Below are 25199 nucleotides of genomic sequence, written 5' to 3'. Positions count from 1 at the left end.
CATGGAATCCGTCACCCCATTGCTCGAGCTGCGCGCCAGCTCCAAGCGTTTCGTCCGCAAGCCCGATGCCGCGGCGAAGATCGCGCGCCTCTTCGGCGCCCAGGCGCCCGCGCGCACCGTCCATGCCGTCGACGGCGTTTCGCTCGCGGTGCGTCCCGGCGAAGTCGTCGGGCTGGTGGGCGAGTCGGGCTGCGGCAAGTCCACGCTCGGACGCATGGCCGCGGGCCTGCAGGCGCTGAGCGAAGGCGAGCGCTGGTGGCAGGGAGAGGACGCCGAGCTGCGCAGGCGGCGGCTCTCGGCTGCCGAGCACCGGCGCGACATGCTCGGCGTGCAGATGATCTTCCAGGACCCCTATGCGAGCCTGAACCCGCGCATGCGCGTGCGCCAGATCATCGGCGAGGCACCCGTGGCGCACGGGCTGATCGACGCGAAGGATCAGGAAGAACTCGTGGCGGCTCTGATGCGCAAGGTCGGGCTCGACGCCGGCTTCATGCGGCGCTTCCCGCACCAGTTCTCGGGCGGCCAGCGCGCGCGCATCGGCATCGCCCGGGCGCTGGCCGTACAGCCCCGGCTGCTGATCTGCGACGAGGCGGTGGCGGCGCTCGACGTCTCCATCCAGGCCCAGGTGATCAACCTGTTCATGGCGCTGCGCGAGGAACTGGCCCTCACCTACCTGTTCATCAGCCACGACCTCGGCGTGGTGCGGCACATCAGCGACCGGGTGGTCGTGATGTACCTCGGGCGGGTGGTCGAGTCGGCCGGCGCGGACGCGCTGTTCGAGCAGCCGCTGCACCCCTACACCGAAGGCCTGCTGGCCGAGGCGCCGAAGCTGGAGGTGCGCAAGAAGACCTTCGTGGCGATCCGGGGAGAGATTCCCTCTCCTCTGAATCCGCCGCGCGGCTGCCATTTCCATCCGCGCTGCCCGCGCTCCACGCGCCGCTGCGCCGAGGAGGTGCCAGCGCTCGCGCGAGTCGCCGGCGACCGCTGGGTCGCGTGCCACCTGGTCGACCGGGCGGGTGGCGCATGAAGATCGTCGTCATGTGCTGGCTCGCGCGGACATCGGCCGATGTCTTCGTGGCGCGCAACATCGTGCTGAGGCCCGACCTCGCGGCCAAGGCGCCGCACCAGGTCGCCGCGGAGCTCGCCGCGCTCGCGCCCGACGTGGTGATCGCGCGCGAGGCGCAGTACGAGACGGTCTCGGCCATCGCGGCCGGGCTCCCCGGCTGCCGCTTCATCTTCTGCGGCCTCTCGGCCTCGCGGATCGCCATCGATCCGTCGACGCTCCAAGGGCGCTGCGCCTTCGTGACCGGATCGAACTGGGAGCGCGCCGAGTACGAAGCCTTCGTGCTTGCGGAATCCATGTGCCGGCCGAGGCATGGGCCGGCCGCCGAGGCGGTGGCCGGTGCGCCGGGCGAGGTGATGCTGGTCGGCGCGGGCGTCGTCAACCTGGTCACGGCGCTGACGCTGTGCCGGCGCGGCCATCGCGTGTCGGTGTACGACCGCATGGCCGATCCGCGCCGGGGCGACACGCCGCACGCCGAGCGCGCCGGCGCGACCTTCGGCGGCAGGGACGCGCGCATCTTCTCGTACAACGAGTCGCGCCATCACCTGGCCTGTTCGCCGCTCTACACGCCGCGGGACACGCCGCGCTTCCGCCTTGGAATTTCGCAGGACGGCTGGCTGTCCCGCGACTACGAGACGATGTCGGACGCCGACCGCCGCTGGATCGACCAGCTCGAACAGGTGCCGCCCTGGGCGGCGCTGCTCTATGGCAACGACATCGTCGGCTTCAACCGGCAGAGCCACCGGCTGTGGCGCGAGCTCTTCAGCCTCTATCCGGAGCTGCTGCGCGAGACACACCACGTCGGCCGGCTGCTGCGCATCTACCCGAGCGAGGCGTCCCTGCGCGCGGCGCAGACGGCCGAGGCCGAGATCGGTGCGCTGATCGGCGCGGTCCCGCTCACGCGGTTGCGCGAGCGCGAGCCCGCGCTGGGCAGCGCGATCGACGAGGGAGCGATCGCGGGAGCGCTCGATGTGCAAGGGTTCTCGCTCAACATCGTCTCGTTCTGCCGCAACCTGATCGGGCTGCTCGAGCGCCTCGGCGCGCGCTTCCACTGGCAGCATGAGGCGAGCGAGGTGCGGCATGCCGGTTCGGGCGCGGTGACAGGCATCGTCGTCAACGATGCCTTGCGGCGAGCCGACCACTATGTACTCTCCCCCGGCGCGCAGGCGCACACCCTGGCCGCGAGGACGGCGGGGCTGCCCGCCATCGGCGCGATGGTCGGCATGTGGGTCACGCTGCCGAACGATGGCACGCCGCTGCAGACGCCGCTCAAGGTGCGCCGGCGCGCCTTCGGCAGCAGCGAGGCGGCCCAGGGCGCCAACGTCGTGCCCGGGCGCGATGCCGCCGGCCGGCCTGTGCTGCACTGCAGCTCGGGGCACGGCTTCGTCGGCGCCTCGGCCGAGGACGTGCGCCTGGCCGACCTGCCCGAACTCGCGCGCTGCGTGATGGAAACGGCGGAGGAACTCTTCGGCGACAAGTTCAGGCGTGCCAGGGAGTCCGGCATGCTCGGCGAGCGTCCGGGCTTCTGCGTGCGGCCCTGGACGCCCTCGGGCCTGGGAGTGCTCGAAGTTCAGGAAGCGGACGCAGGCGGCAAGATGGTGCTCAGCGGCGGCCACAACACCGGCGGCTTCGCGCAGTCGCCGGCCGTCGCGGAGGCCGTGGCCTGCGCGCTGGAGGCACGCCCCCATGCGATGCACACGCTCTACCACCCACGCCGCTTTGCCGACGTGTTCGAGGTGACACTGTGAACGCGCCGCAACCATCGCTCACCGCGCTGCTGCGAGACGGCCTGCGCACCGGTGCGGCGACGCTCTGGATCGACGACGAAGGCGCCATGAGGCGCGACGACTTCGCGGCGCTCGTGGTCGCGCAGGTGTCGCTGCTGCGCCGGCAAGGCGTCGAGGCTGGAGAGCGCGTGGTGCTGCATGGCGTGGCTTCGCGCGGGCTGGCGGCGATGCTCGTGGGCTGCCTGCTCGAGGGCGTGGTCGCCGTGCCGGTCGACGCGGCGCTGCCGCCGGCGCGCAAGCAGGCGATGCTGGACGCGGCGGCCGCCACGCTGGCCATCGAGTTCGCGATGCAGTCGCCGCTCGGGGCCGACGGCATCCGGCGCGTCGCGGGCGCCGCATCGCCGCAGGCCGGGTGGACGCTCGACGACCTGGGCCTGCCGGAGATCGCGCCCGATGCGGGCTGCTACATCTTCTTCACCTCCGGCACGACCGGGCGGCCCAAGGGCATCCTCGGGCGGCGCGGCGGCCTCGCGCATTTCCTGGCCTGGGAAGCCGGCATGCTCGGCCTCCAGCCCGGCGACCGCGTGGGTGTGCTCACCCGCCTGTCGTTCGACGTGGTGCTGCGCGACCTGCTGCTGCCGGTCGTCGCGGGCGTGACCGGCTGCCTGCCGCCGGCAGACGCCCCGCCGACACCGGCTGAAGTGCCGGACTGGCTCGCCAGGATGGGCGTCAGCGTGCTCCACGCGGTGCCGTCGCTGGCGCAGGCCTGCCTGGCGGCGCTGCCCGCGGGCGCGCGCAACGCCATGCTGCGCCACACGCTGTTCGCGGGCGAACCGCTGGGCAGTGCGCTGGTCGGGCGCTGGCGCGCGGCGTTTCCTTCGAGCGCGGTCTACAACCTGTACGGGCCGACCGAAACCACGCTCGCCAAGTTCTGCGCCCGCGTGCCCGACCCGGCGCCCGAGGGCATCCAGTGCTGCGGCCTGCCGCTGCCCGGGGTCGACGTGCGCATCCTCGACGAGGCACTGCAGCCGTCAGGCCCGGGCGAGTCCGGCGAGGTCGCGATCCGCACGGTGCACCGCTCGCTGGGCTACCTGGACCCGGAGGAGCCCTCGGCCGCGCGCTTCATCGTGCTCGACGGGCAGCCGGCCTACCTGAGCGGCGACCTCGGCTTTCTGGACGCGCAGGGTGCGCTGCACCTGCGCGGACGCAAGGACCACCAGGTGAAGATCCTCGGCACCCGCATCGAGCCCGCGGGCGTCGCGGCGGTGCTGCAGTCGCACGAGTCGGTGACCGACGCGGCCGTGGTGTGCGTGACGAACGAGGAAGGCGGCGCGCAGCTCGTGGGCTACTTCAGCACGCGGGCCGATGCACAGGCCGTGCGCCGGAGCCTGCGCCCTTTCCTCGCGGAGCGCTTGCCTGCGGCGGCCATTCCGAGCCACCTGATCGCGCTCGATGCGCTGCCGCTCACGCCCAACGGCAAGCTGGATCGCGCACGCCTGCCCGCGCCTGCGCCGCGCGCGGACGCCGCCGCCTCCGACGCGGATGCCGACGAGCTCGCGCTCGGAGTGGCCGACGCGATTGCACGGGTGCTGCTGCAGGCGCATGTCGGCGTCGACGAGGACTTCTTCGCTCTCGGCGGCGATTCGCTCGCGGCGATGCGGCTGTGCGCCGAGCTCGAAGCACGGCTCGGCGTGCATGCGCAGCCGCTGCTGCTGATGCACGCGCCCACCGCGCGCGAGCTGGCGCGGCAGCTGCAGGAGGCCGGTTCGGCCGCGCCGGCGCCGATCCCGCCCGCCCCGCGCACCCGCTGGTTCGCGCTGAGCCCGCAGCAGCGGCGCTACTTCCGCACCTTCTGCGCGGGCGGCAACCGCAACTGGTGCAACATGGTCGCGCTGTTCGAGCTGCCCGACGGCGTCGATGCCTACTCGGTGGGCCGCGCGCTGACCGAGATCGCGCTGCGCCACGACAGCCTGTGCCTGCGCTTCGGCCATGACGAGGAAGGCGCCGTGCGCCAGTCGATCGTGCCGACGGAAGACGTTCCTGTGGCTCTGTGCGACCTGAGCGCTCTCGACGCGGAGGCACTGGCGCGCCGCATCGACGCGCTGCGCGTGGCCGAGGGCGAGGCGGAGATCGCGCTGTTCTCCGACGCGCCGCTGTTCCGCGCGACCCTGCTCGTCCTGCCCGGCAGGCGGCGCCGGCTGCTGTGGACCGTCCACCACCTGGTCAGCGACGGCACGAGCCAGGGCCTGCTCGGGCGCGAGCTGGCCGCCCGGCTCGCGGGCCGACCCTGGACGACGGATGCCCCGCCGTCGATGCGCGACATCGCGGCCTGGGCCGGCGCGCGCAACGCCTCGGCACAGGCCGCGCGCTCGCATTTCCGCGAGCTGCTCGCCGCGCCCTACCGCCACCGCTACCTGCCCGACAGGCTGCGCTGCGACGATCCGCAACGCTGCCATGCCATCGAGGCCGCCGTGCGCGGCACGCTGCGCGATGCGGTCGTGGCGGCGGCGCGGCGCCTGAAGTGCACGCCCTATGTGCTGTACGTGGGCGCGTATTTCCGCTGGCTCGCGGCGCTGACCGAATGCGACGACCTGGTGGTCGTGACGCCGCTGGCCGGCCGTGCCCACCCGCAGGTCGCGCAGGCCATCGGCGATTTCATCAACCTGGTGCCGCTGCGCGTCACGGGGCTGGGTGCGCTGTCGCCCGGGCAGCTCGTCGAGCGCGTGCGCGACGGCATCGCGCTGGCAGCGCGCCACCAGGACTTCCAGTTCGACCAGGTGCTCGACGAACTCGGCCTGCCGCCCGGCGCGGACCGCAACCCGCTGACCGGCTTCTCGCTCAACTTCATGCCCCAGGCCGATGGCGACGCGCCCGGACTTGCGACGCCGCGGCACGCCGATCGCGGCTACCGGCTGAAGTACGACCTGCTCATGCTGATCCGCGGATGGCACGACGCCACGCACCTCGAGTTCCAGTACCGCGCCGGCCTGCTTTCGCCCTCGGAGATCGAGGAGTGCTTCACCGACTATTGCTCACACCTGGAGGCGCTGAGCCATGCCTGAGAAACAAGGGACAAGAACCCCGGCGCCGCCGGGCGAATACATGCTGCTGATGCTGCTCGCGATCCTCTGGGGCGGCTCCTTCACGCTGATCAAGGTGGCGGTGGCCGACTATCCGCCGGCCACGCTGGCTGCGGCGCGCATCCTGCTCGGCGGGGCGCTGTTGACGGCGCTGGCCCTGGCGAAGGGCTTCACGCTCCCGACGCGCCCCGGCCGCTGGGGGGCGCTCTGGGTGCAGGGGCTGCTGCAGGGCGCGCTGCCGTTCACGCTGATCGGCTGGGGCGAGCAGCACATCGCAAGCGGGCTCGCGGGCGTGCTCAACGCCACGGTGCCGCTGTTCGCCTTCATGCTGTCGGTGTTCGTCGTCGGCTCGGCGCCGTTCGTGTTCACGAAGTTCGTGGGCGTGCTGCTCGGCCTTGCGGGCGTCGCCGGGATCGCCGGCCTCGGTTCCCACGCTGCGCTGGGCGGCAGCGACTTTCTCGCGGTCATGGCGGTCCTGGGGGCGAGCGCGTCGTATGCGTGCGGGGCTGTGTTCGGCCATCGCTTCGGCGACCAGCCCGCCGTGGTCACCGCGGCCGGCTCGCTGCTGTGCGGCGGGCTCACCATGCTGCCTTTCAGCCTGGCCATGGACCGGCCCTGGACGCTCACACCAAGCCTCGAGGCCACGCTGGCACTGCTGGCCCTCGCGGTGCTGTCGACCGCGCTGGCCAGTGTGATCTTCTTCAGGCTGATTCGCACGCTGGGCCCGGTCACCACCACCAGCAACGCATATCTGCGGGCACTGGTGAGCGTGGCGTTCGGCGTGGTCTTTCTCGCCGAGCCCCTGAGCTGGAGCCTGCTGGCCGCGAGCGCGCTGATCGTCGCCGGGGTGATGCTGGTCACGCTGCCGGGCAGGCCCGACAGGGAGCTGCGCCGTGCGGGTTGAGATCGCGATCGTCGGCGCCGGCCCCTGGGGCCTGGCGGTACTCGACCGGCTGGTCACCGCCTCGCGCCAGCAGCCACGGCTCGCGCTCACCGTGCACGTGATCGACCCCGACGAGCCGGGCCCAGGCCTGCACAAGCCGCAGCAGGAAGACTTCCTGCTGCTCAACACCGTCACCGGTCAGCTCGACAGCTTCAGCGCATGCCATTTCGGCGAAGCGCCGCTCACCGGCGCGATGTCGTTCATCGACTGGCTGCGCGAAGAGCGCGACATCGCAGCCGACCCCAACGGCTTCCTGCCGCGCGCGCTCTTCGGCGCCTACCTGCGGCACGTGTACGCGGTGCTGTGCGACAACGCGCCTTCGCATCTTCGAATCTCGGAGGTGCGCCATCGCGCGCTCGATGTCTCGCTCGTGGCCAACGAGCGGGTGCACGTGCGTCTGGGCGACGGTTCGGCACTCACGGTGGATCACGTCTTCCTCTGCACCGGCCATGGTCTGGCACGTTCCGGCGGCGAACGGCCGGCATCGCCTGCAAGGCCGATGGCCCCCTACCCGCCGGCACCGCTGCAGGCGCGCATCGAGGCCGGGTCTGCGGTGGGCATCTCGGGCACCGGTCTGGTGGCGGTGGACGTGGTGGCGGCGCTCACCACGGGCCGTGGCGGCCGCTTCGTGCGCGAGGACGACGGCGAGCTGCAGTACTTGCCGAGCGGCCGTGAGCCCGTCATGTTCGTGCACTCCCGCAGCGGCATGCCGTTCGCGTGCCGGCCGGCGCAATCGCTCGACCTGTCGGGCAGCTTCGCGCCGATCTTCTGCACCGATGCCTACCTGGCCTTGCGGCGCGCGGCGCGCGGGCCCGAAGGCTTGCTGCTCGAGGAAGACCTGTTGACCGTGCTCTCGGCCGAGATGCGCGCGGCCTACCTGATGCGAGCAATGGCGCTGTCGCAAGGCGCGGACGCGGCGGCGGCTTGCCGGGGCGTGCTCGGACTGCTAGCGCCTGCCGAAGTGAAGGCCTTGTGCGAGAAGACCCTGCCATCGATGGCCGGGTTCTCGCCTGAAACGCTTCTCGCATCGGAATCCGTCCCCAGGCCCGCGCCTTCGCCGCGCAGCGGCGCGGAATTCAGCGCAGCCTTTGCAGCGCGCCTGCGCTTCGACGTGGACGAGGCGCGCAAGGGCGAGGCGCACAGCCCGTACAAGTACGCGGTGGAAATGCTGCGCGTGCTGCGCGGCTTCATCCGCCAGGCGGTGGAGTTCGACACACTCGCGCCGGCGTCTCGCCGCCGTTTCTTCGACGTGGTGGCGCCGCGGATCTCGCAACTGGTCGTGGGGCCGCCGATCTCGCGCGGGCTCGAATGGCTGGCGCTGATGCGTGCCGGCCTGCTGCGCGTCGACCTCGGCCCGGCCCCCGCGCTCGAGCGCGACGCCGCGCTCGGCGTCTGGCGGGCGCGATCGAGCGCCTTCAAGACACCCTTCGTCGCTTGCCTCGACCATCTGGTGCACGGACGCGCGGGGTACGGCGCGATCGACACCACGGATGATTCACTGCTCGCCGCGCTGTGCCGCTCGGGCCTGTGCGCCGGCTCGTCGCCGCCGCCTCCGGCGGACGAACGAATGGCGGTTCCGCTCATCGACGCCCTCGGGCATCCGGTCGACGCGACAGGCCTTCCGGTGCGCCAACTCACGCTGCTGGGCGTGCCGACCGAGGGCCGGCGCTACTTCAACCACTACCTGCCTTCGCCCAAGAGCCGGTCGCGGGCCTTCGACAGCATCCAGTCGGCGCTCGACGCGCTGTGGGAGCGGCCAGCCCCCCAGATCGTGATGCGACAAGTGATCAATCCCGTGTGAGTTCACCCTTCCGGTGCCGCTCACGCACCGTGATTGCCGTCTCGAAGCGTCGCATGCGGATGCATCGGATGCGCCAGCGTGTCGGCGATCAGCCGCAGCGCCTGGTCGCACTGCTCGCGCGACATCGGCCCGCCCAGGCAGATGCGCACCGCGTCGGGCGGATCGCCGTCGGTGGAGAAAGCCGCGCTCGCCACCACGCCCACGTTCTGCGTGCGCAGGTACGAGGCGAACTCCACCGGACTCCAGCCTGGCGTGAGCGGCAGCCAGGCATGAAAGCCCTCCGGGTGCGCCTGCAGCCCGCTGTCGCCCAGGTAGCGCACCGCAAGCGCCTGCCGCGCCACCGATTCCGCGCGCACGGCCTGCAGCATCTCCTCGGCCGTGCCGTCTTCCACCCACAGCGTGGTCAGCGCATTGGTGATCGGCGAGGCCATCACGGTGGTTGCGCGCATCGCGCCCGCCAGCCGCTGCGACTGCACCACCGTCGGCGAACACACGTAGGCGCTGCGCAGCCCCGCGCCGAAGCACTTGGAAAAGCCGCTCACGTAGTACGTGAGCCCCGGCGCCAGCGTGGCGAGCGACGCGGGCGTCTGGCGCGGCAGCATGCCGTAGGCGTCGTCCTCGATGATCGGCACCGCATAGCGCAGCGCCACGTCGGCCAGTGCTTCTCGCCGCGCGCGCGAGACGGTCGCGGCGGTCGGGTTCAGCAACGTGGGGTTGCAGTAGAGCGCCTTGGGCTTGAGCGTCTTGCAGGCGTGCTCGAAGGCGTCGGCGATGGGGCCGTCGTCGTCCATCTGCAGCGCATGCAACTGGACGCCGAGCTGCGCCGCGATGGCCTTCACGCCCGGATAGGTGAGCGACTCCACGCAGACCAGCTCGCCCGGTCGCGCGAGCTGGGAGAACAGCGCGGTCAGCACGCCATGGATGCCGGGACACACCAGGATGCGGTCGATGCCGGCATCGGGCACGAAGCGCCGCAGCCAGTGCATGCCCGCGGCGCGGTCGTGCGCGGTGCCGCCGAAATCCTGGTAGCGCAGCAGGTCGTGGAAGTCGATCTGCGCGAAGGCGCGGCTGGCGCTGTCGTGCAGCCGCGCCATCAGGTGCTCGTCGTCGGGCTCGGGCGGCATGTTCATCGTCATCTCGGCGCCGCTGCCGCCGCGCAGCCGCAGGCTGGGGCTGCCCGAGCGGATGAAGGTGCCGGTGCCGGCGCGCGAGTCGATCAGCCCGCGCTTGCGCGCCTCGGCGTAGCCGCGCGCCACGGTCGTGTAGTTCAGCTCGAGCTCGGTGGCCAGGTCGCGCAGCGTGGGCAGGCGGTCGCGCACGCCGAGGCGGCCGGTCTTGATGTCGTCCGCGATCAGGTCGGCCAGCAGCAGGTAGGCCGGGCGCGAGGTGTTGCGCAGCTGCTTGCGCCAGTGGGCGGTGATCGTGGTCATGGTGGGCGCTCCGGCGAAGTTGATCGCATTCATTGATTGCATCCGGCCACCGATCAACATGCATGAACCGCGCCCGCTCCTCGGGAGAGAAATGCTTCGATCAGGTGCGATCAACCCCATTGATCGGGTGCATTGATCGCATGGGATGCGCGTCGTCACGGTGCGCGACAGGCCTTCCGGGGCCGCACCGTTCCCGCGTTCGAGGGGGCCTCAAAGATTTTTTCGCCCGCGCGGCCCGCGCCGCCGCGTGTTGATCGCGCATTGATCGCACGAGGCCGCCGGAGCGCTGGCACATCGCCTGCGAAGGAGAAGGCACGCAAGACCTGCGTACCCACCACCCAACCCGGAGTACCCCATGCCCAAAGTCACCCGCCCCCGCAACGAAAAAGGCGAGTTCCTCGTCGACTACGAAGAGAAGGTGTTCGAAGACGTCAAGGCAGAGCCTGGCGAGAAGGCACTCGTCACCTTCCACACCGTGGCCTTCGAAGGCTCGATCGGTTTCGTGAACCTGCTGCAGGCCACGCGGCTCAAGCGCAAGGGCTACGACACCTCCGTCCTGCTCTACGGCCCCGGCGTGACGCTGGGCGTGCAGCGCGGCTTTCCCACGCTGGGCGACGAGGCCTTTCCGGGTCACCAGAACTTCAACAAGCAGATCGCCAAGTTCATCGAGGAAGGCGGCAAGGTGTATGCCTGCCGCTTCGCGCTGCAGGCGCTGTACGGCCACGGGGAAGGCGCGCTGATCGAGGGCATCACGCCGATCAACCCGCTGGACGTGCTCGACCTCGTGCTGCTGCACAAGAAGGCGGGCGCGGTCGTCATCGACACCTGGACGCTGTAAATGTCCACCCCCAGTCTTCGCGCACTTCGTGTCGCTTCGCCAACCCCCTCGCCGGGGGCAACACCTGCAGCCCGGCAAAGCCGGTTCTGCGGTGTTCCCCGAATTGGCTTCGCTGCGCTCGCCGTCGTGGACAGGGGATGACCATGACCTCTTCTCACCGCATCGTGCGCGCCGCGGCGATCCAGATCGCGCCCGACTTCGAGCGGCCCGAAGGCACGCTCGAGCGGGTGTGCGGCGCCATTGACGAGGCCGCTGCCAAGGGCGCGCAGCTCGCGGTCTTTCCCGAGACCTTCGTGCCCTACTACCCCTACTTCAGCTTCGTGCTGCCGCCGGTGCTGCAGGGCGCGCCGCACCTGCGGCTGGCGGAGCGCGCGGTGGTCGTGCCCGGCCCCGTCACGCAGGCGGTGGCCGAACGGGCCCGCGCCCGGAGCATGGTCGTCGTGCTCGGCGTGAACGAGCGCGACCACGGCAGCCTCTACAACACGCAGCTGGTGTTCGATGCCGACGGCACGCTGGCACTGAAGCGCCGCAAGATCACGCCCACGTACCACGAGCGCATGGTCTGGGGCATGGGCGACGGCGCCGGCCTCAAGGTGGTCGACACGGCCGTCGGCCGCGTGGGCGCGCTGGCCTGCTGGGAGCACTACAACCCGCTCGCGCGCTACAGCCTGATGGCGCAGCACGAAGAGATCCATTGCGCGCAGTTTCCCGGCTCGCTGGTCGGGCCGGTCTTCGCGCAGCAGATGGAAGTGACCATCCGCCACCACGCGCTCGAATCGGGCTGCTTCGTGGTCAACGCCACCGGCTGGCTCACGGACGAGCAGATCCGCGCCGTCACGCCCGATGCCGACCTGCAGAAGGCGCTGCGCGGCGGCTGCCACACGGCCATCGTCTCGCCCGAGGGCAAGCACCTCGCGCCGCCGCTCACCGAAGGCGAAGGCATGGTGGTGGCCGACCTCGACATGGCGCTGATCGCCAAGCGCAAGCGAATGATGGATTCGGTCGGCCACTACGCGCGACCGGAGCTGCTGTCGCTCGCCATCAACGACCGGCCGGCGCAGACCACCGTGCCCATGCACCCCACGCAACCCCTCGTTCACCGGAGCCCCGACCATGACCACACCCTCGACGACGCAGCAGCCCGACAGCCGGCAGCTGATGACCGAACTCCAGTCCTTCGGGTTGCGGCTGGCTGACCCTTCGGCCGGCGTCGCGAGCCGGCGCGGCGGCGCGGGCCCCTCGGACCACAAGGCCGTGACGGTGGACGGCCACACGATCATGGTGCCGGTCCACACCTCGACCGCCTGGCACTCGCCATTCACGGCAGAGGCGCCCGACGCCACCGGCGTGAGCCGCGTGATGCGCGGCAGCATCCCCATCGCGAGCATCAGCTTTCCGAAGCAGCCGCGCTTCTATGCGATGCAGACCTTCGACGGCGTGCCGTACTCGCACATCGCCACGCTGCACGGCAGCGACGTACTGGCCACCACCGTGCTGCAGACCTGCATCCGCTACGAGAGCCGCAGGAAGAGCTGCAAGTTCTGCGCGATCGGCCAGTCGCTCGCGGCCGGCCGCACCGTGGCGCGCAAGACGCCCGAGCAGCTCGCGGAGGTGGCGCGCGCCGCCGTGCTGCTCGACGGCGTGAAGCACATGGTGATGACCACCGGTACGCCCAACGCCACCGACCGCGGCGCGGCCGTGCTGTGCGAGAGCGCGTTCGCCGTCAAGGCGGCGGTCGACATTCCCATCCAGGGCCAGTGCGAGCCGCCGGACGACGACCAGTGGTTCCACCGCATGAAGGCCGCGGGCATCGACACGCTCGGCATGCACCTGGAAGTGGTCACGCCCGAGGTGCGCGAACGCATCATGCCGGGCAAGGCCAGCGTGCCGGTGTCGCGCTACATGAGCGCCTTCGAGGCGGCCGTGAGCGTGTTCGGCCGGGGGCAGGTCAGCACCTACATCCTGGCCGGGCTGGGCGACACGCGCGAAGCCATCCTCGACACCTGCGACCAGCTGCTGGCGCGCGGCGTGTACCCCTTCGTCGTGCCCTTCGTGCCCATCAGCGGCACGCCGCTGGAAGACCACCCGGCGCCCACGCCGGAATTCATGAAGTCGCTGCTCGCGCCGCTGGGCGAGCGCGTGGTGGCGGCGGGCCTGCGCTCGGCCGACATCAAGGCCGGCTGCGGCAAGTGCGGCGCCTGTTCGTCGTTGTCGATCTACGAAAAGGAAAGCGAAATCTGACCATGCTGTGCATCGACGACCTCTGCGAGATGGCGGACCACTACGCACCCGTCGAGTACCTGGTGCGCGAGGCCGCCCAGCAATGGGAGCGCGACGAAGCGATGGCGCTGCGCCGCGCGGTGTTCTGCATCGAGCAGGGCATCTTCGCGCGCGACGACCGCGATGCCGTCGACGAACATTCGCGGCTGCTGGTGGCGATGTCGTGCAACGGCGGCATGCCCGACCAGGTCGTGGGCACGGTGCGCATCCATCGCGGCGAAGCGGCCGGCGAATGGTGGGGCTCGCGCCTTGCGGTGCACCCCGCCTTCCGCAGCCAGGGGCACCTGGGCGCGACGCTGATCCGGCTCGCGGTGTCGCGCGCCCATGCGCTGGGCTGCAGGATCTTTCTCGCGCAGGTGCAGGTGCAGAACGTGCCGCTGTTCGAGAAGCTGGGCTGGACCGCGCTCGAGGAAACCACGGTGCACGGCCGCCCGCACGCACGCATGCGGGCCGACCTCGGCTGGTATCCGCCCTGCCACGATCCGCTGAGCGGCTTCGTCACGCGCGCGAAGGTGCTGGCATGACGCAGCAGAACGTCCACGACATCGCCGAGGCTCTTCGCACCACGCGCGGCTTCGCCCACAAGCGCGACATCAGCGACGTGGTATCGGCGCTGGGCCGTTCGCTGCCCGGCGGCCACGGCGCGCTCGCGCAGGCGGTACCGATCGGCGACGACTGCGCCGCCATCCCCGACGGCCATGGCGGCTACCTGCTGTTCGCCATCGAGGGGCTGGTGGAAGACTTCATCGTGCGCATGCCGTGGTTCGCCGGCTACTGCGGCGTGATGGTCAACGTGAGCGACGTCTACGCCATGGGCGGGCGCCCGACGGCCGTGGTCGACGCGCTGTGGAGCACCGGCATGAACCCGGCCGACGACGTGCTGCGCGGACTCGCCGAAGCGGCCGTGCGCTACGGCGTACCCATCGTGGGCGGCCACAGCAACAACCGCAGCGAGAGGCCGCAGCTGGCGGTCGCGATCCTCGGGCATGCGCGCCGGCTGCTGACCAGCTTCGACGCGAAGCCGGGCGACCTGCTCGTGATGGCGGCCGACCTGCGCGGCGCCTACGAAGAGCCGTTTCCGTACTGGAACGCCTCGACGCGCGCGCCTGCCGCGCGGCTGCGCGCCGACCTGGAGCTGCTGCCAGCCATCGCCGAGGACGGGCTTTGCTGCGCCGCCAAGGACATCAGCATGGCCGGCGCGGTGGGCACGGCCATGATGCTGCTGGAATGCTCGGGCGTCGGCGCGCGCATCGACCTCGACGCGCTGCCCCGGCCGGATGGCGTGCCGCTGCTGCGGTGGCTGTCTTCGTTTCCGAGCTATGGCTTCGTGCTCAGCGTGGCACCCGCGCAGGTCGCGGCGGTGATGGCACGCTTCTCGGCCCGCGACATCGCCTGCGGCGTGATCGGCGAGGTCGACGCCACACGGCAGGTGCGTCTGCGCACGGAAGGTGAAGAAGCGCTGCTGTGGGACTTCGGCAGCGATGCTTTCATCCAGCCGTCCACCACGCTGCAGGAGCCCGCCGCATGCCAGTGACGCACTTCCGCGTGCGCTGGCCCGACGCCAGCGAAACCCGCTGCTACTCGCCTTCCAGCGTGGTGCGGGAACACCTCGCGCCCGGCCGGCGCTACGCCCTCGACGACTTTCTGCAACGCGCACGCGAAGCGCTGGGTATTGCCTCCGAGCGGGTGCGCGCGAAGTACGGCTTCGCCTGCTCGCAGGCGATGGACCAGTTGGCCGAGATCGAAGGCATCGCCGCGCGCTTTTCGGCGACAGCCGATGCGCAAGTCACCGTCGTCGCCTTCGACGATTGACCCGCCCACATCCAGAGACAGAGATAAGGAAAGAGCACCCATGTCACACCCCTACGGCGGACGCAGCCACTACAGCGTCGTCATCGTCGGCGGCGGCCAGGCCGGCCTGTCGCTGAGCCATTGCCTGCAGCAGCGCGGCATCGACCATCTGGTGATCGAGAAGCGCAGCCTGGTCCACACCTGGCGCACGCAGCGCTGGGACTCGTTCTGCCTCGTCACGCCCAACTGGCAGTGCCAGCTGCCGGGCTGGGGCTACATCGGCGGCGATCCGCACGGCTTCATGGTCAAGGACCAGATCAACGCATGGCTCGCGGGCTTCGTCGAACATGTGAAGGCGCCGGCCATCGAGGGCGTGACCGTGGAGCGCGTGTTCCGCGTGCCGGGCGCCGGCGGGCGGGAACACGAGCGCTTCACCGTGCAGACCGACGCGGGCCTCTACACCGCCGACCAGGTGGTGGTGGCCTCGGGCGGCTATCACAAGCCGATCGTGCCGCGCCTGGCGGAAAAGCTGCCGACGGACGTCGCGCAGTTCCACTCGGCGCAGTACCGCAACCCCGCGCAGCTGCCGGAAGGCGCGGTGCTGGTGGTGGGCTGCGGTCAGTCGGGCGCGCAGATCGCGGAAGATCTGCACCTGGCCGGGCGAAAGGTTCACCTGGCAACGGGCAACGCGCCGCGCTGCGCGCGCTTCTACCGGGGCCGCGAGGTGGTCGACTGGCTCGCCGACATGAAGTACTACGACATGCCCGTCACCGAGCATCCGCTGCGCGAGGGTGTGCGCGACAACACCAACCACTATGTGACCGGCCGCGACGGCGGCCGCGACATCGACCTGCGCCGCTTCGCGCTCGAAGGCATGGAGCTGTACGGGCTGCTGGAAGGCTTCGATGGCGGCCGCTTCGAGTTCCAGCCCAACCTGCGGGACAACCTCGACCAGGCCGACGACACCTACAACCGCATTAACGCATCGATCGACAGGCACATCGCCGCGCAGGGCATCGATGCGCCGCCGCCTTCGGTCTACACGCCGGTGTGGGAGCCGCCGGAAGAGCGCACGCGGCTCGACCTCGCGGCGGCAGGCATCACCAGCGTGGTCTGGTGCATCGGCTTCTCACCCGATTTCGCGTGGGTCGATGCGCCCGTGTTCAACGGGCGCGGCGCGCCCGTGCACCTGCGCGGCGTGACGAACGAGCCGGGGCTCTACTTCCTCGGACTGCCGTGGCTGCACACCTGGGGATCGGGGCGCTTCTCGGGCGTGGCGCGCGATGCGGAGTTCCTCGCGGAGGCGATCGAGCGGCGGAAGACGGAACGCCGCGATGCGCGCACAGAAGAGATGCCGCTGCGAGGACTTCATGCCGCCTAGCGGGTCGCGAAGACGCCTTCACCCTGCCTCGCCGATCACGTAGCATCCGGCTTCCCCACTCCCGGAGCCAGTTCATGAGACTGCTGATCGCCGCGTTTCTCTCCGTGCTTCTGTGCGCATGCGCCAGCGCTCCGGGCACGGCGCCGTCGGCCACGGAGCCGGCGACCGAATCCGCGCCAGCCCAGCCCACGGGTGTGCAGTGGCGCTACATCAATTCCAAGTCGTACGAAGCGGCGAACGCCGGCCTGGGCAACAGCCATCGCTTCGAGAGCAGCGTCGGCTGGATCGACGTCTACGTCTACGACATGAAGCGCAGCTGGCAGCCGGGCGTCGCCGATCCGCAGTTCGACGATCACTTCCGAAGCACCATCGCCGAGGTGCAGCGCGCCGCCGCGCAGGGCGTGTATGCCAGCGTGAAGATCGGCCCGACGAAGGACGTGCGCATCGAAGGGCTGACCTTCCGCACCGTCTCGTTCCGCCTCGTGCACGCGCGCGACGGCAAGGCCTACGACTCGTTCACCTACCTCGCGGTGCGCAACGGCAAGCTGCTGAAGTACCGCATGTCCTTCAACACGCCCGCACCGGCGAACGTGGATGCGATCTCGCGCGAGTTCATCGAGCGCAACGTGCGCACCGGCCCCGACACGCCCGTCGGCACGCGACAGCTACGCAGCACCTGAGCCGGGGCGCCCACCCTCCGCGGCCAGCGCGCAGCCGATTCAATCCTTGAAACACTCGCGCGACTCTGCGAGCGAATTACTGGCACAGAACACTAGATGTCGAATCCGTACAGGGCGCGTGGGTTGTCGACCAGGATTCTGGTGATTTCGTCTGCAGAGAACCATCGCGAGAGCAGCCCCATGAGCACAGCGTCGTCCGGCTTGTGCCCACCCTCGGTCACATGGGGCCAGTCCGTTCCCCACACCAGCCGGTCGGGGTACATGGCAGATAGCCTCTGCGCGAAACTCTCAAGATCTTCGTAGCCCGTCGACTGGGGCGACGCAATGTACGGCGCCGACAGCTTGAGCCACGCGCAGCCGGTGGAAAGGAGACGAAAGACGCTGTCTTCCAGGCTTGGCCTCAGCTCCGGGGACACATTGAGGCGTGCATAGTGGTCAATCACGACCGGAACCTGCAGTCGAGCAAGGCGGTCAGCGAGGCCGATCAGCGTGGCTGCGTGGGCATGGATCTGGATGTGCCATCCAAAGGGCCGGATGAGTTCGGCGACATCTTCGAGCATGCGTTCGTGCGTGGCACCGGCCTGCACCAGATTGAATCGAACTCCGACGACGCCAGCGTCCTCGAGATCGCGCAGCTGCGACGCGGTTGCCGTCAGATCGACGACGGCAACGCCTCTGGCACTGTCGCCCAACGCCTTCAGGCCGGCCACGAGAACGCGGTTGTCCAATCCGTAGCTGGAGGGCTGCACCACCACGTTGCGAGACGTGCCCAGGCGCCGCTGGAGCGCCCGGTAGTCTTGCGGCGTCGCATCCTGGTGCTTCAGGACATCGGGGCCGGCATACGGCGAGGCGTTGTCGAACAGGTGCATGTGGCAGTCGCAGGCGCCTTCCGGCACGGCAAATGCCGGAGCGTGCGTGCCGGTCGAGAAGGGTGCGTCCATGCTGCCATCCCGCCCCGACGCCGCCGAAGCGATGGACGTCATTTCTTCTGCTTCGCGGCATCGTTCCAGAACGCGTACGACCTGGCCAGCTCGGCTGCGGACTGGTTCAGGTCGGTGGGCGCCAGATCGAGCGACATCTCCTTGATGCGTGCCTGGACCTCGGTGTCCTTGAGCACGGCACGCAACGCAGTGTTGAACTTCTCGGCCAGCACCGGTGACAGGCCCTTGGGCGCGAAGAAAGCGTTGAAGCTGTTCACGTCGACACCGGTGAAGCCCAGCTCCTCGAAGGTCGGGACCTCCGGCAGCAGCGAGGAGCGCTTGCCGCCCGAGATGGCCAGGATGCGGACCTTGCCGCCACGCGCCATCTGGACGCCCTCCGGCTCCCCGGTCACCCCGGAGGCGAGCTGGCCACCGATGAGCTGGGGCATCAGCTGCGCCGAACCGCCGAAGGCGATCGACTCCATCTTCACATTCGCCTTGCGCGTGATGGCCGCACCGATGATGTCCGGCACACCGCCCTGGAGCGGTACACCGTAGTTGCCGCTTTGCGGATCCTTGCGGACCATGTCCACGAACTCGGGAAGTGACTTGGCAGGACTGGTCAGCGGTACCGCGAACGTCCATTGGAAGCGGGCCACCTGGCCGACGGGCACGAAGTCGCGTACCGCGTCGTACCCCGCCGTGGGCGTGATCAGTGGAACCACGACCACCGAATGATCGAGCGCCAGAAGGAAAGTGGAGCCGTCGGCGGGAGCAGCCTTGACGGCCGCAGTACCGATCTGGCCGCTGGCACCGGGCCGGTTGTCCACGATGACAGCCTGGTTCAGTTCCTTGCTCAGCCTGGGCCCGAGCAGCCGGGCGAGTGCATCCGTGGCGCCGCCGGGCGCGAACGGCACGACGATCTTGATGGGGGTCTTGAAATCCTGGGCACCCGCGGCCAGGGCGGCGAATACCGCGACGGCGCCCACGATCAGCGTTCTTTTCTTCAGCATGATGTTTGTCTCCTCTATGGTTGTCATTCGACCTTGGCGCCGGTCTCCTTGATGACCTTGGCCCAACGCTCGCCTTCGACCTTCATGTAGTCCGAGTACGCCTTGGCGCCGCTACCCAGGACGACCGAGCCCTGCCCTGTGAGCCGCTCCTGTGTGGGCCTGTCCGCGAGCGTCTTCTTCAGCGCAGCGGTCACCTTGTCGACGACCTCCCTGGGAGCGCCCCTGGGAAGCATCAATCCCTGCCAGGCGCCCATGTCCATGGTCGTCTTGCCTGTCGCCTCGCGGATCGTGGGCACGTCCGGCAGCAGCGCGGATCGCTTCTCGCTGGTGATGGCCAAGGCACGGAGGGCGCCGCTCTTCACGTGCGCAATGGATTCGTTGATCGGCAGGAACATGAACTGGGTGGTGCCGGCGAGCAGGTCGGCAACGGCGGGGGCGCTGCCCTTGTAGGCCACGTGCGTCGCCTGGATGCCCTCCTCCTTGGTGAACAGGGCGCCGCCCAGGTGGAGCAAGGCGCCCGATCCCGACGAGCCGTAGTTCATTTCCCCGGGCTTCGCCTTGGCGAGAGCGATGAACTCGTTGACCGTCCTGGCAGGAACCTTGGGGTTCACTACCAGCAGCAGCGGGATGGTCGCGGTGAGCGAGATGGGCGTGTAGTCCGCATAGGGGTCGAAGCCGGGCCTGGCGTAAAGGGAAGGCGCAAGCACGACGGCGGAGGTCGCGTAGAACATCGTGTAGCCGTCCGGCGCGGCGCGCTTGACCTCGACCGCGCCGAGGTTGCCTCCGGCGCCACCCTTGTTGTCGACGACGATGGTGCCGTCGAGCTCCTTGCCCAATTCCTGGGCGACGATGCGCGCATTGATGTCGGCCGAGCCGCCCGCGGCAAACCCCACCACCATGCGGATGGGCTTCGACGGGTAGGCATCTGCGGCCTGGACTTGCGACAGAGGCGCCAGAAAGGCGGCGCAGGAAAGCGCCATGGTCATGAACTTGCGCACGTGATGTCTCCTTTTTGTATGGGGGCGCTCAGACGAGGCCGAATCGCTTGAGGGTGTCGGTCAGGTTGAGGAGCTCGGCCGTCATCGCGCCCTGCTCGATCGCCTTGCGCTGGCCGGCTTCCTTCTCTTCCCTGGCCAGGCTGCTGGAGATGGCCGAGGCCACCTCGTCCCTGGGGACGACGACAACACCGTCGCGGTCGCCCACGATGATGTCGCCAGGATGGATGAGGACATCGCCGAAGGTGATCGGCACATTGAGCCTGCCGGGCTGGTTCTTGCCTGTCCCCTTGATCGACAGGCCGCGGCAGAACACGGGGAACCCGAGGTCGATGATGAGGTTCGCGTCGCGCACGCAGCCGTTGATGACAAGGCCCGCGATGCCCACCTTCATGGCCTGGATGGTCAGCACGTCACCCCACGGGCCGGCCTCCATGAAACCCTTGGCATCGACCACGAGCACGTCGCCGGGCGCGGCCTTCTGCACGGCGTAGTGCAGCATGAGGTTGTCGGCAGGACGGCAATCGACGGTGAGCGCGGGGCCCGCCAGCCGCAGCGTCGGGTCGATCGGCTTGATGCCCTGGTCGAGCGCACCTTTGGCGCCCTGGGCCTCGTAGACGGTTGCGGCTCCGAGGTCGCGAAGCTGTTTGATCTGGTCTTTGGTTGCCAATGTGTTCTCCAAAAGAAAATGAGCGAGGACGAGCACCGGGGGCGTTCGGCACCCGGAACAAGCAGGGGTTGAAGGTCAGCCTAGGAGCCGGCGGTGGCGGTGGCGGTGGCGGTTGTGAGCAACCAATCGAGCGCCTGTTCGACGCTCGGGTCGTCGCAAGGCAGCGGCGTGTGCTCGAGCGCCGATGCGGTTGCCACGAATCGCTGCTCCACGCCGGGCAGAACCACGGACGACAGGCCCTGGGCCGTCAGTTCGCCCTGGGCGTCACGGACCTCATGCGCTCGCCGCCTGGCGTGCACCACGTGCGTTCGTACCAGCATGTCCATGAAAGACCGCAGCGGCGTCTGGTCGATGTCGGCAAGCTGGGCGTACAACTCGCTGCGTACGCCCTGCTTCTCGGCGCTCATCAGCAGTTCCACGCACAGCGCTTCCATGCCTTTGGTGAAGATGCTGCGCAGGATCTTCAGCGAGATGGCATCGCCCGCCTTGGCGCCCTCGATCACCTGTACACGCCCACCAGCCTGCTCCATGAAGGCCTTGAAGTCGCCGGCACCTTCGCCGGACACCAGCAGCGGCGTGCGCACCAGATTCAACGAGATGGCACCCATCACGGCCGTGTCGACGTATCTGATGCCCGCGGCCGCCGCCCTGGCCGCAGCCTCGCGCTTGACTGCCGGACTGGCGGTCGTGAAGTCGGCGACCGATGCGCCGTTCGCGAGATGGGGCAGGACCGCCTCCAGCACCGGCAGCGCCGTCGTGCCGGTGACGCACGAAAGCACCCACTGCGCATCGGCCAGCCAGGCTCCGGGGCCTGGATGGATGGGCGCGCCGATGGACGCGGCAAGCTCCTCGGCCGCGGCAGCAGGCCGAACCTCGCAGACGCTGACCTCGAAGCCAGCGGCGTGCAGCGGGGCAGCGAAGCAACGACCCAGCTCACCCAGACCAATGATTGCGATACGCATCGAATTCGCTCCTTGAAAGTACAAAAATAATACAAACAAAGAGCAATCGGATCAACACTTCAAGGGTTTTCACCTAATATTGAAAACAATCAGCATCCAAAAAGAACAAACAAAGTACAAACACTCAAGCCATCACATCAGGTCGTGCGAACTTGGCCCATGCCTAGAATCCACGAGGGCCAACGAAGATCACGACATGCAAGGCAGAGACAAGGCATATGAAGTCCTGAGGCAGCGCCTGGTGGGGGGGCACTACAGCCCAGGCACCCAGCTCAAGGAGGAGCCGCTCGCGCGCGAGCTGGGCCTGAGCCGCACACCAGTCCGCACGGCGCTCAGGCGCCTGGTGGCAGACGGGCTCGCCACCGACAGCGTGGGCCAAGGCATCCACGTGGCCGAGTGGTCGGAGTGGGACATCGAGGAGACGTTTCAGCTGCGGATGCTTCTCGAACCGTACGCCTCATCGCTGGCGGCGCAGCGCGGCGGCGAGCAACTGGTTTCCCAACTCACGGCCAGCAACGACCGGATGGCCGCGGCCATCGCCGCCGGCGGCGCGGGAAGCGTTGCGACCATTCAGGACGCCAACCGCACATTTCACCGGTCCTTGCTGGAGGCCTCGGGGTCGTCGCGGCTGAGGGCGATGCTGGAGACGATGATCGACATGCCCATCATCGTGCGCTCCTTCTACATCTACACGACGGCCGAACTGGAACAGAGCCTGCATCACCATCGCGATCTCACGCTCGCGGTCGAAGCACGCGACGGCGAGCTGGCGCGGCAGGTGATGCAGTTGCATCTGCGGATGTCCTACCACCGCTTCATGAAGCACCGCGACGAATTCGCCCGCGCACGGAACCGGGACGCGGCCTGATCGCCCGACCCTGATGACGCCTGAGCCAAGCTCGGCGTTGGTCATCAGCCTGCCTCGCGGTGCGCACCGACCCGGAGACACCGGGCGTTGCGCCCGCCTCCCTTCGCCGGTGGGTGCGCTGCCGGCCTCGGCCTTGTCAGGCTGCCTGACGCGCCGACGCCCCCGGCAGCTTCGCCATCCGCTCGGCGAGGAAGTCCACCAGCACGCGCACCCGCTGCGGCTGGTGGCGGCGCGGTGCATAGAGCAGGTGCATCTCCTGCGCGGGACCAGTGTGGCGGCCGAGCACGCGCACCAGCCGGCCCTGCGCGAGCAGCTCCGCCACCATCCATGTCGGCTGCAGCGAGATGCCTGCGCCGCCCTGCACGGCATCGAGCATGGCCACCGCGTTGTTCACCCGGTAGCGGCTGCGCACCGGCACCGAGACCGGGCCTTCGGGGCCGTCGAGCAGCACGCCGTCGTCGCCCGCCGCGTAGCGCAGGTAGTCGTGCGACAGCAGGTCCTGCGGCGTGCGTGGCTTGCCGCGTGACGAGATGTATTCCGGCGAGGCCACCAGCACGCGCGGCCACGAGCCCAGCCAGCGCGCGACCAGATCGGGCGGCAAGGTGCCGCCGACGCGCAGCGAGACGTCGATGCGGCCTTCCAGCGGATCGACGAAGCGGTCGTCGAGCACCAGCTCCAGTTCGATGTCGGGGTACAGGCCCAGGAACTCCAGCGCCATCGCGTTGAGGTGCCGCTGCCCCAGCGTCACCGGCGCGCTCACGCGCAGCAGGCCGCGCGGCTGCCGGATGCCTTGGCGCGCGTCGGCCACCGCGTCGCCGTAGTCCTCCAGCACGCGCCGGGAGCGCTCGTGGAAGCGCTGGCCTTCTTCGGTGAGGCTCAGTCCCGCCGCGGTGCGACGCAGCAGGCGCACGCCCAGCGAGCGTTCCAGTCCGGCGACCAGCTTGCTGACGGTCGGCTGCGTGGTGCCGAGCGCGCGGGCCGCGCCCGAGAGGCTGCCCAGTTCCACGCTGTTCACGAAGGCTTCGAGGGCGCGCAGGGTATCCATGATGTATTCGAGTATGGAATGGTCTGGATGCCATTCTGCCTTCTACCCATCCGGACGAGCATGAATGAAAGTCGTGGCCTCGCTTCACCTTTCATCCGGAAAAACTCCATGACCACCTCCGCTCTCGCCTCGGCCCTGCGCCACGGCGCTCTCGCGCTCGCCCTTGTCGGCTCGGCCGCAACTTCGACAGCCGAACCCGCCCCAGTCACCTACTGGAGCCCCAGCTGGATGGCCAGCACGCAGCCCGTCTGGAACGGCGATTTCGTGCTGCCCTCCGGCCTGCCCTTCCAGTTCAACCGCCAGACCGTGCGGCAGGTCGCGCGCCTGAGCATCGGCGGATCGCGCCTGCGCGTGGTGATCAGCAACGAAGGCGGCACGACGCCGCTGTACATCGGCGCCGCACGCGTGGCCCGCCATGGCGAGGGTTCGGCCATCGTCGAGGGCACGGACCGGCCGCTACGTTTCGGCAGGCAGGCCGACGTGACCGTGCCGCCCGGTGCGCGCCTCGTCAGCGACCCGGTGGACATCGCCCTGCCCGCGCTCGCCGAGCTTGCCGTGTCGCTCTACCTGCCGCGGCCCAGTCAGCCGGCTGGCTTCCACTTCGACGCGCGACAGACCGCCTACGTCGCCGACGGCGACCTGAGCGGTGCGGCCCGCCTGCCCTCGGCGGCCACGCAATGGAGCACCCGCGTCTACTTCAGCGGCCTGATCGTCGAGACACCCCGGGCGCCGGCCACCGTCGTCGCGCTCGGCGACTCGATCACCGACGGCAACGGCTCCACGCCCGGCGCCAACACCCGCTGGCCCGACGCGCTGGCCGAGCGGCTGGCGGGGCGCAATGTCGCGGTGCTGAACGCCGGCATCTCCGGCGGCCGCCTGCTGAAGGACGGCATGGGCCGAGCCGGCCTGGAGCGTGCGGGCCGCGACGTGTTCGCCCAGCCGGGCGTGCGCGCCATGATCGTGCTGCTGGGCACCAACGACATCGGCTGGCCCGGCGGCCCCTTCGCGCCCGACGAGCCGGCCATGCGCGCCGAAGCCGTCGTCCAGGGCCTGCGGCAGCTCGCCGAGATGGCCCGCGCCCACAACGTGCGCATCATGGCCGGCACCATCCCGCCGAACGAGCGGGCGCTGCAGGGCACGCCGCTCGAAGGCCACCATTCGCCCGCCAAGGACAAGGTTCGCCAGGCCGTGAACCGCTGGATCCGCGAAGGCGGCGCCTTCGACGCCGTGGTCGACTTCGACGCCCTGCTGCGCGACCCGGCGAACCCCTCCCGGCTCAAGGCCTCGATGGACTCCGGCGACCACCTGCATCCGGGCGATGCCGGTTACAGGGCGATGGCTGCGGCTGTCGATCTGGAGGCCCTTCTGGGCACATCCGCGCAGCCCTGAGGAACCTTTTTCTCAAGGGTTTGCGGACCCTCCGAATACTGTACATACATACAGTATTTCTCTAGAATTCGTCGTCTCCAAGAACAACATCGAGGCGACGCCCATGACCACCGCCAGTCCACCTGCGCCCACGGCGCAGGTTCTTTTCTTCTCCAGGCTGCAACGCTTGCAGCCACCCCGCACCCGTACAGGCCGCATCTCGACCTGGCCCTTCAAGGTGGGCCACAACAGCACGAGCGACATCCGCGCCCAGGCGGCGCGCGTCATCCGCACGACGGCCGAAAGCTGGTGGCCGCCGGAATCCTGAAACCAGCTGAAGGAGC

At 69.5% G+C, this 25199-nt stretch carries 23 protein-coding genes; 16 read left to right on the top strand and 7 right to left on the bottom strand.

Translation table 11 applies throughout. From position 1 onward, the window contains the following. The first annotated feature begins 1 nt into the window (after position 1). From EJP67_RS12605 to EJP67_RS12585, 5 genes are read left to right on the top strand one after another with little or no spacing between them, the layout of a single operon-like run. Complete coding sequence (locus tag EJP67_RS12605; protein ID WP_126022046.1) at positions 2-1027, top strand: ABC transporter ATP-binding protein; 1026 nt, start codon at positions 2-4, stop codon at positions 1025-1027. Next, positions 1024-2811, top strand: coding sequence for an NAD(P)/FAD-dependent oxidoreductase (locus tag EJP67_RS12600; RefSeq protein ID WP_126022045.1), 1788 nt, complete (start codon positions 1024-1026; stop codon positions 2809-2811). Before EJP67_RS12605 ends, EJP67_RS12600 begins: the two co-directional genes overlap by 4 nt. Further along, positions 2808-5852 (top strand): AMP-binding protein, encoded by a 3045-nt coding sequence (locus EJP67_RS12595; protein WP_126022044.1) that lies wholly within the window; start codon positions 2808-2810, stop codon positions 5850-5852. Before EJP67_RS12600 ends, EJP67_RS12595 begins: the two co-directional genes overlap by 4 nt. After that, positions 5845-6774, top strand: a complete 930-nt coding sequence (locus tag EJP67_RS12590) for a DMT family transporter (protein WP_126022043.1) — start codon at positions 5845-5847, stop codon at positions 6772-6774. Before EJP67_RS12595 ends, EJP67_RS12590 begins: the two co-directional genes overlap by 8 nt. Beyond that, positions 6764-8614 (top strand): FAD/NAD(P)-binding protein, encoded by a 1851-nt coding sequence (locus EJP67_RS12585; RefSeq protein ID WP_126022042.1) that lies wholly within the window; start codon positions 6764-6766, stop codon positions 8612-8614. The genes EJP67_RS12590 and EJP67_RS12585 overlap by 11 nt, the downstream gene beginning before the upstream one ends. Positions 8615-8634: 20 nt before the next feature. On the opposite strand, the gene EJP67_RS12580 is transcribed toward EJP67_RS12585, so the two are convergent. After that, complete coding sequence (locus EJP67_RS12580; protein ID WP_126022041.1) at positions 8635-10044, bottom strand: aminotransferase-like domain-containing protein; 1410 nt, start codon at positions 10042-10044, stop codon at positions 8635-8637. A gap of 355 nt (positions 10045-10399) precedes the next feature. Here EJP67_RS12580 and EJP67_RS12575 point away from each other — a divergent pair, with 355 nt between their 5' ends. From EJP67_RS12575 to EJP67_RS12535, 8 genes are all read left to right on the top strand, one after another. Beyond that, positions 10400-10882, top strand: coding sequence for an MSMEG_0572/Sll0783 family nitrogen starvation response protein (locus EJP67_RS12575; protein WP_126022040.1), 483 nt, complete (start codon positions 10400-10402; stop codon positions 10880-10882). A 143-nt stretch (positions 10883-11025) separates the two neighbouring features. After that, positions 11026-12078 carry a Nit6803 family nitrilase gene (locus tag EJP67_RS12565; RefSeq protein ID WP_126022039.1) on the top strand — a complete coding sequence of 351 codons (1053 nt, stop codon included), beginning with the start codon at positions 11026-11028 and terminating at the stop codon, positions 12076-12078. Next, positions 12041-13123: an MSMEG_0568 family radical SAM protein gene (locus EJP67_RS12560; protein ID WP_126022147.1), complete on the top strand. Its 1083-nt coding sequence runs from the start codon at positions 12041-12043 to the stop codon at positions 13121-13123. The genes EJP67_RS12565 and EJP67_RS12560 overlap by 38 nt, the downstream gene beginning before the upstream one ends. 2 nt (positions 13124-13125) lie before the next feature. Continuing rightward, on the top strand, positions 13126-13686 hold the full coding sequence (locus tag EJP67_RS12555) for an MSMEG_0567/Sll0786 family nitrogen starvation N-acetyltransferase (RefSeq protein WP_126022038.1): 561 nt from the start codon (positions 13126-13128) through the stop codon (positions 13684-13686). Continuing rightward, positions 13683-14696 (top strand): sll0787 family AIR synthase-like protein, encoded by a 1014-nt coding sequence (locus EJP67_RS12550; protein ID WP_126022037.1) that lies wholly within the window; start codon positions 13683-13685, stop codon positions 14694-14696. The genes EJP67_RS12555 and EJP67_RS12550 overlap by 4 nt, the downstream gene beginning before the upstream one ends. Beyond that, the gene (locus EJP67_RS12545) at positions 14687-14974 is read left to right on the top strand and encodes an MSMEG_0570 family nitrogen starvation response protein (protein WP_126022036.1); all 288 of its coding nucleotides are present in this window, start codon (positions 14687-14689) and stop codon (positions 14972-14974) included. The genes EJP67_RS12550 and EJP67_RS12545 overlap by 10 nt, the downstream gene beginning before the upstream one ends. Positions 14975-15014: 40 nt before the next feature. After that, a complete protein-coding gene (locus EJP67_RS12540) occupies positions 15015-16334 on the top strand; it encodes an MSMEG_0569 family flavin-dependent oxidoreductase (RefSeq protein ID WP_126022035.1) in 1320 nt (439 codons plus the stop codon). A gap of 74 nt (positions 16335-16408) precedes the next feature. Then, complete coding sequence (locus tag EJP67_RS12535; protein ID WP_126022034.1) at positions 16409-17014, top strand: hypothetical protein; 606 nt, start codon at positions 16409-16411, stop codon at positions 17012-17014. A gap of 92 nt (positions 17015-17106) precedes the next feature. Here EJP67_RS12535 and EJP67_RS12530 read toward each other — a convergent pair whose 3' ends face one another. The 5 genes from EJP67_RS12530 to EJP67_RS12510 all read right to left on the bottom strand — a co-directional run bounded on the left by EJP67_RS12530 (position 17107) and on the right by EJP67_RS12510 (position 21574). Continuing rightward, the gene (locus EJP67_RS12530; protein ID WP_126022033.1) at positions 17107-17997 is read right to left on the bottom strand and encodes an amidohydrolase family protein; all 891 of its coding nucleotides are present in this window, start codon (positions 17995-17997) and stop codon (positions 17107-17109) included. Beyond that, positions 17994-18947: a tripartite tricarboxylate transporter substrate-binding protein gene (locus tag EJP67_RS12525; RefSeq protein ID WP_126022032.1), complete on the bottom strand. Its 954-nt coding sequence runs from the start codon at positions 18945-18947 to the stop codon at positions 17994-17996. Before EJP67_RS12525 ends, EJP67_RS12530 begins: the two co-directional genes overlap by 4 nt. 23 nt (positions 18948-18970) lie before the next feature. Continuing rightward, the gene (locus EJP67_RS12520) at positions 18971-19945 is read right to left on the bottom strand and encodes a Bug family tripartite tricarboxylate transporter substrate binding protein (protein ID WP_240650629.1); all 975 of its coding nucleotides are present in this window, start codon (positions 19943-19945) and stop codon (positions 18971-18973) included. 28 nt (positions 19946-19973) lie between these two features. Beyond that, complete coding sequence (locus tag EJP67_RS12515; RefSeq protein ID WP_126022031.1) at positions 19974-20612, bottom strand: 4-carboxy-4-hydroxy-2-oxoadipate aldolase/oxaloacetate decarboxylase; 639 nt, start codon at positions 20610-20612, stop codon at positions 19974-19976. Between the two features lie 80 nt (positions 20613-20692). Then, complete coding sequence (locus tag EJP67_RS12510) at positions 20693-21574, bottom strand: NAD(P)-dependent oxidoreductase (RefSeq protein ID WP_126022030.1); 882 nt, start codon at positions 21572-21574, stop codon at positions 20693-20695. Positions 21575-21770: 196 nt separating this feature from the next. Here EJP67_RS12510 and EJP67_RS12505 point away from each other — a divergent pair, with 196 nt between their 5' ends. Continuing rightward, positions 21771-22442: a GntR family transcriptional regulator gene (locus tag EJP67_RS12505; RefSeq protein ID WP_126022029.1), complete on the top strand. Its 672-nt coding sequence runs from the start codon at positions 21771-21773 to the stop codon at positions 22440-22442. A gap of 136 nt (positions 22443-22578) precedes the next feature. Here the strand turns inward: EJP67_RS12505 and EJP67_RS12500 are convergent, their stop codons facing one another. Next, positions 22579-23487: a LysR family transcriptional regulator gene (locus EJP67_RS12500; protein ID WP_126022028.1), complete on the bottom strand. Its 909-nt coding sequence runs from the start codon at positions 23485-23487 to the stop codon at positions 22579-22581. Positions 23488-23595: 108 nt separating this feature from the next. On the opposite strand from EJP67_RS12500, the gene EJP67_RS12495 reads away from it, so the two are divergent. Further along, positions 23596-24876 (top strand): SGNH/GDSL hydrolase family protein, encoded by a 1281-nt coding sequence (locus EJP67_RS12495; protein WP_126022027.1) that lies wholly within the window; start codon positions 23596-23598, stop codon positions 24874-24876. 103 nt (positions 24877-24979) lie between these two features. Then, positions 24980-25183, top strand: coding sequence for a hypothetical protein (locus EJP67_RS12490; RefSeq protein ID WP_126022026.1), 204 nt, complete (start codon positions 24980-24982; stop codon positions 25181-25183). Positions 25184-25199: the final 16 nt, after the last annotated feature.

This window comes from Variovorax guangxiensis, assembly GCF_003952165.1.
Lineage (GTDB): Bacteria > Pseudomonadota > Gammaproteobacteria > Burkholderiales > Burkholderiaceae_C > Variovorax > Variovorax guangxiensis.
This window is presented reverse-complemented; position numbering and strand designations above follow the sequence as displayed.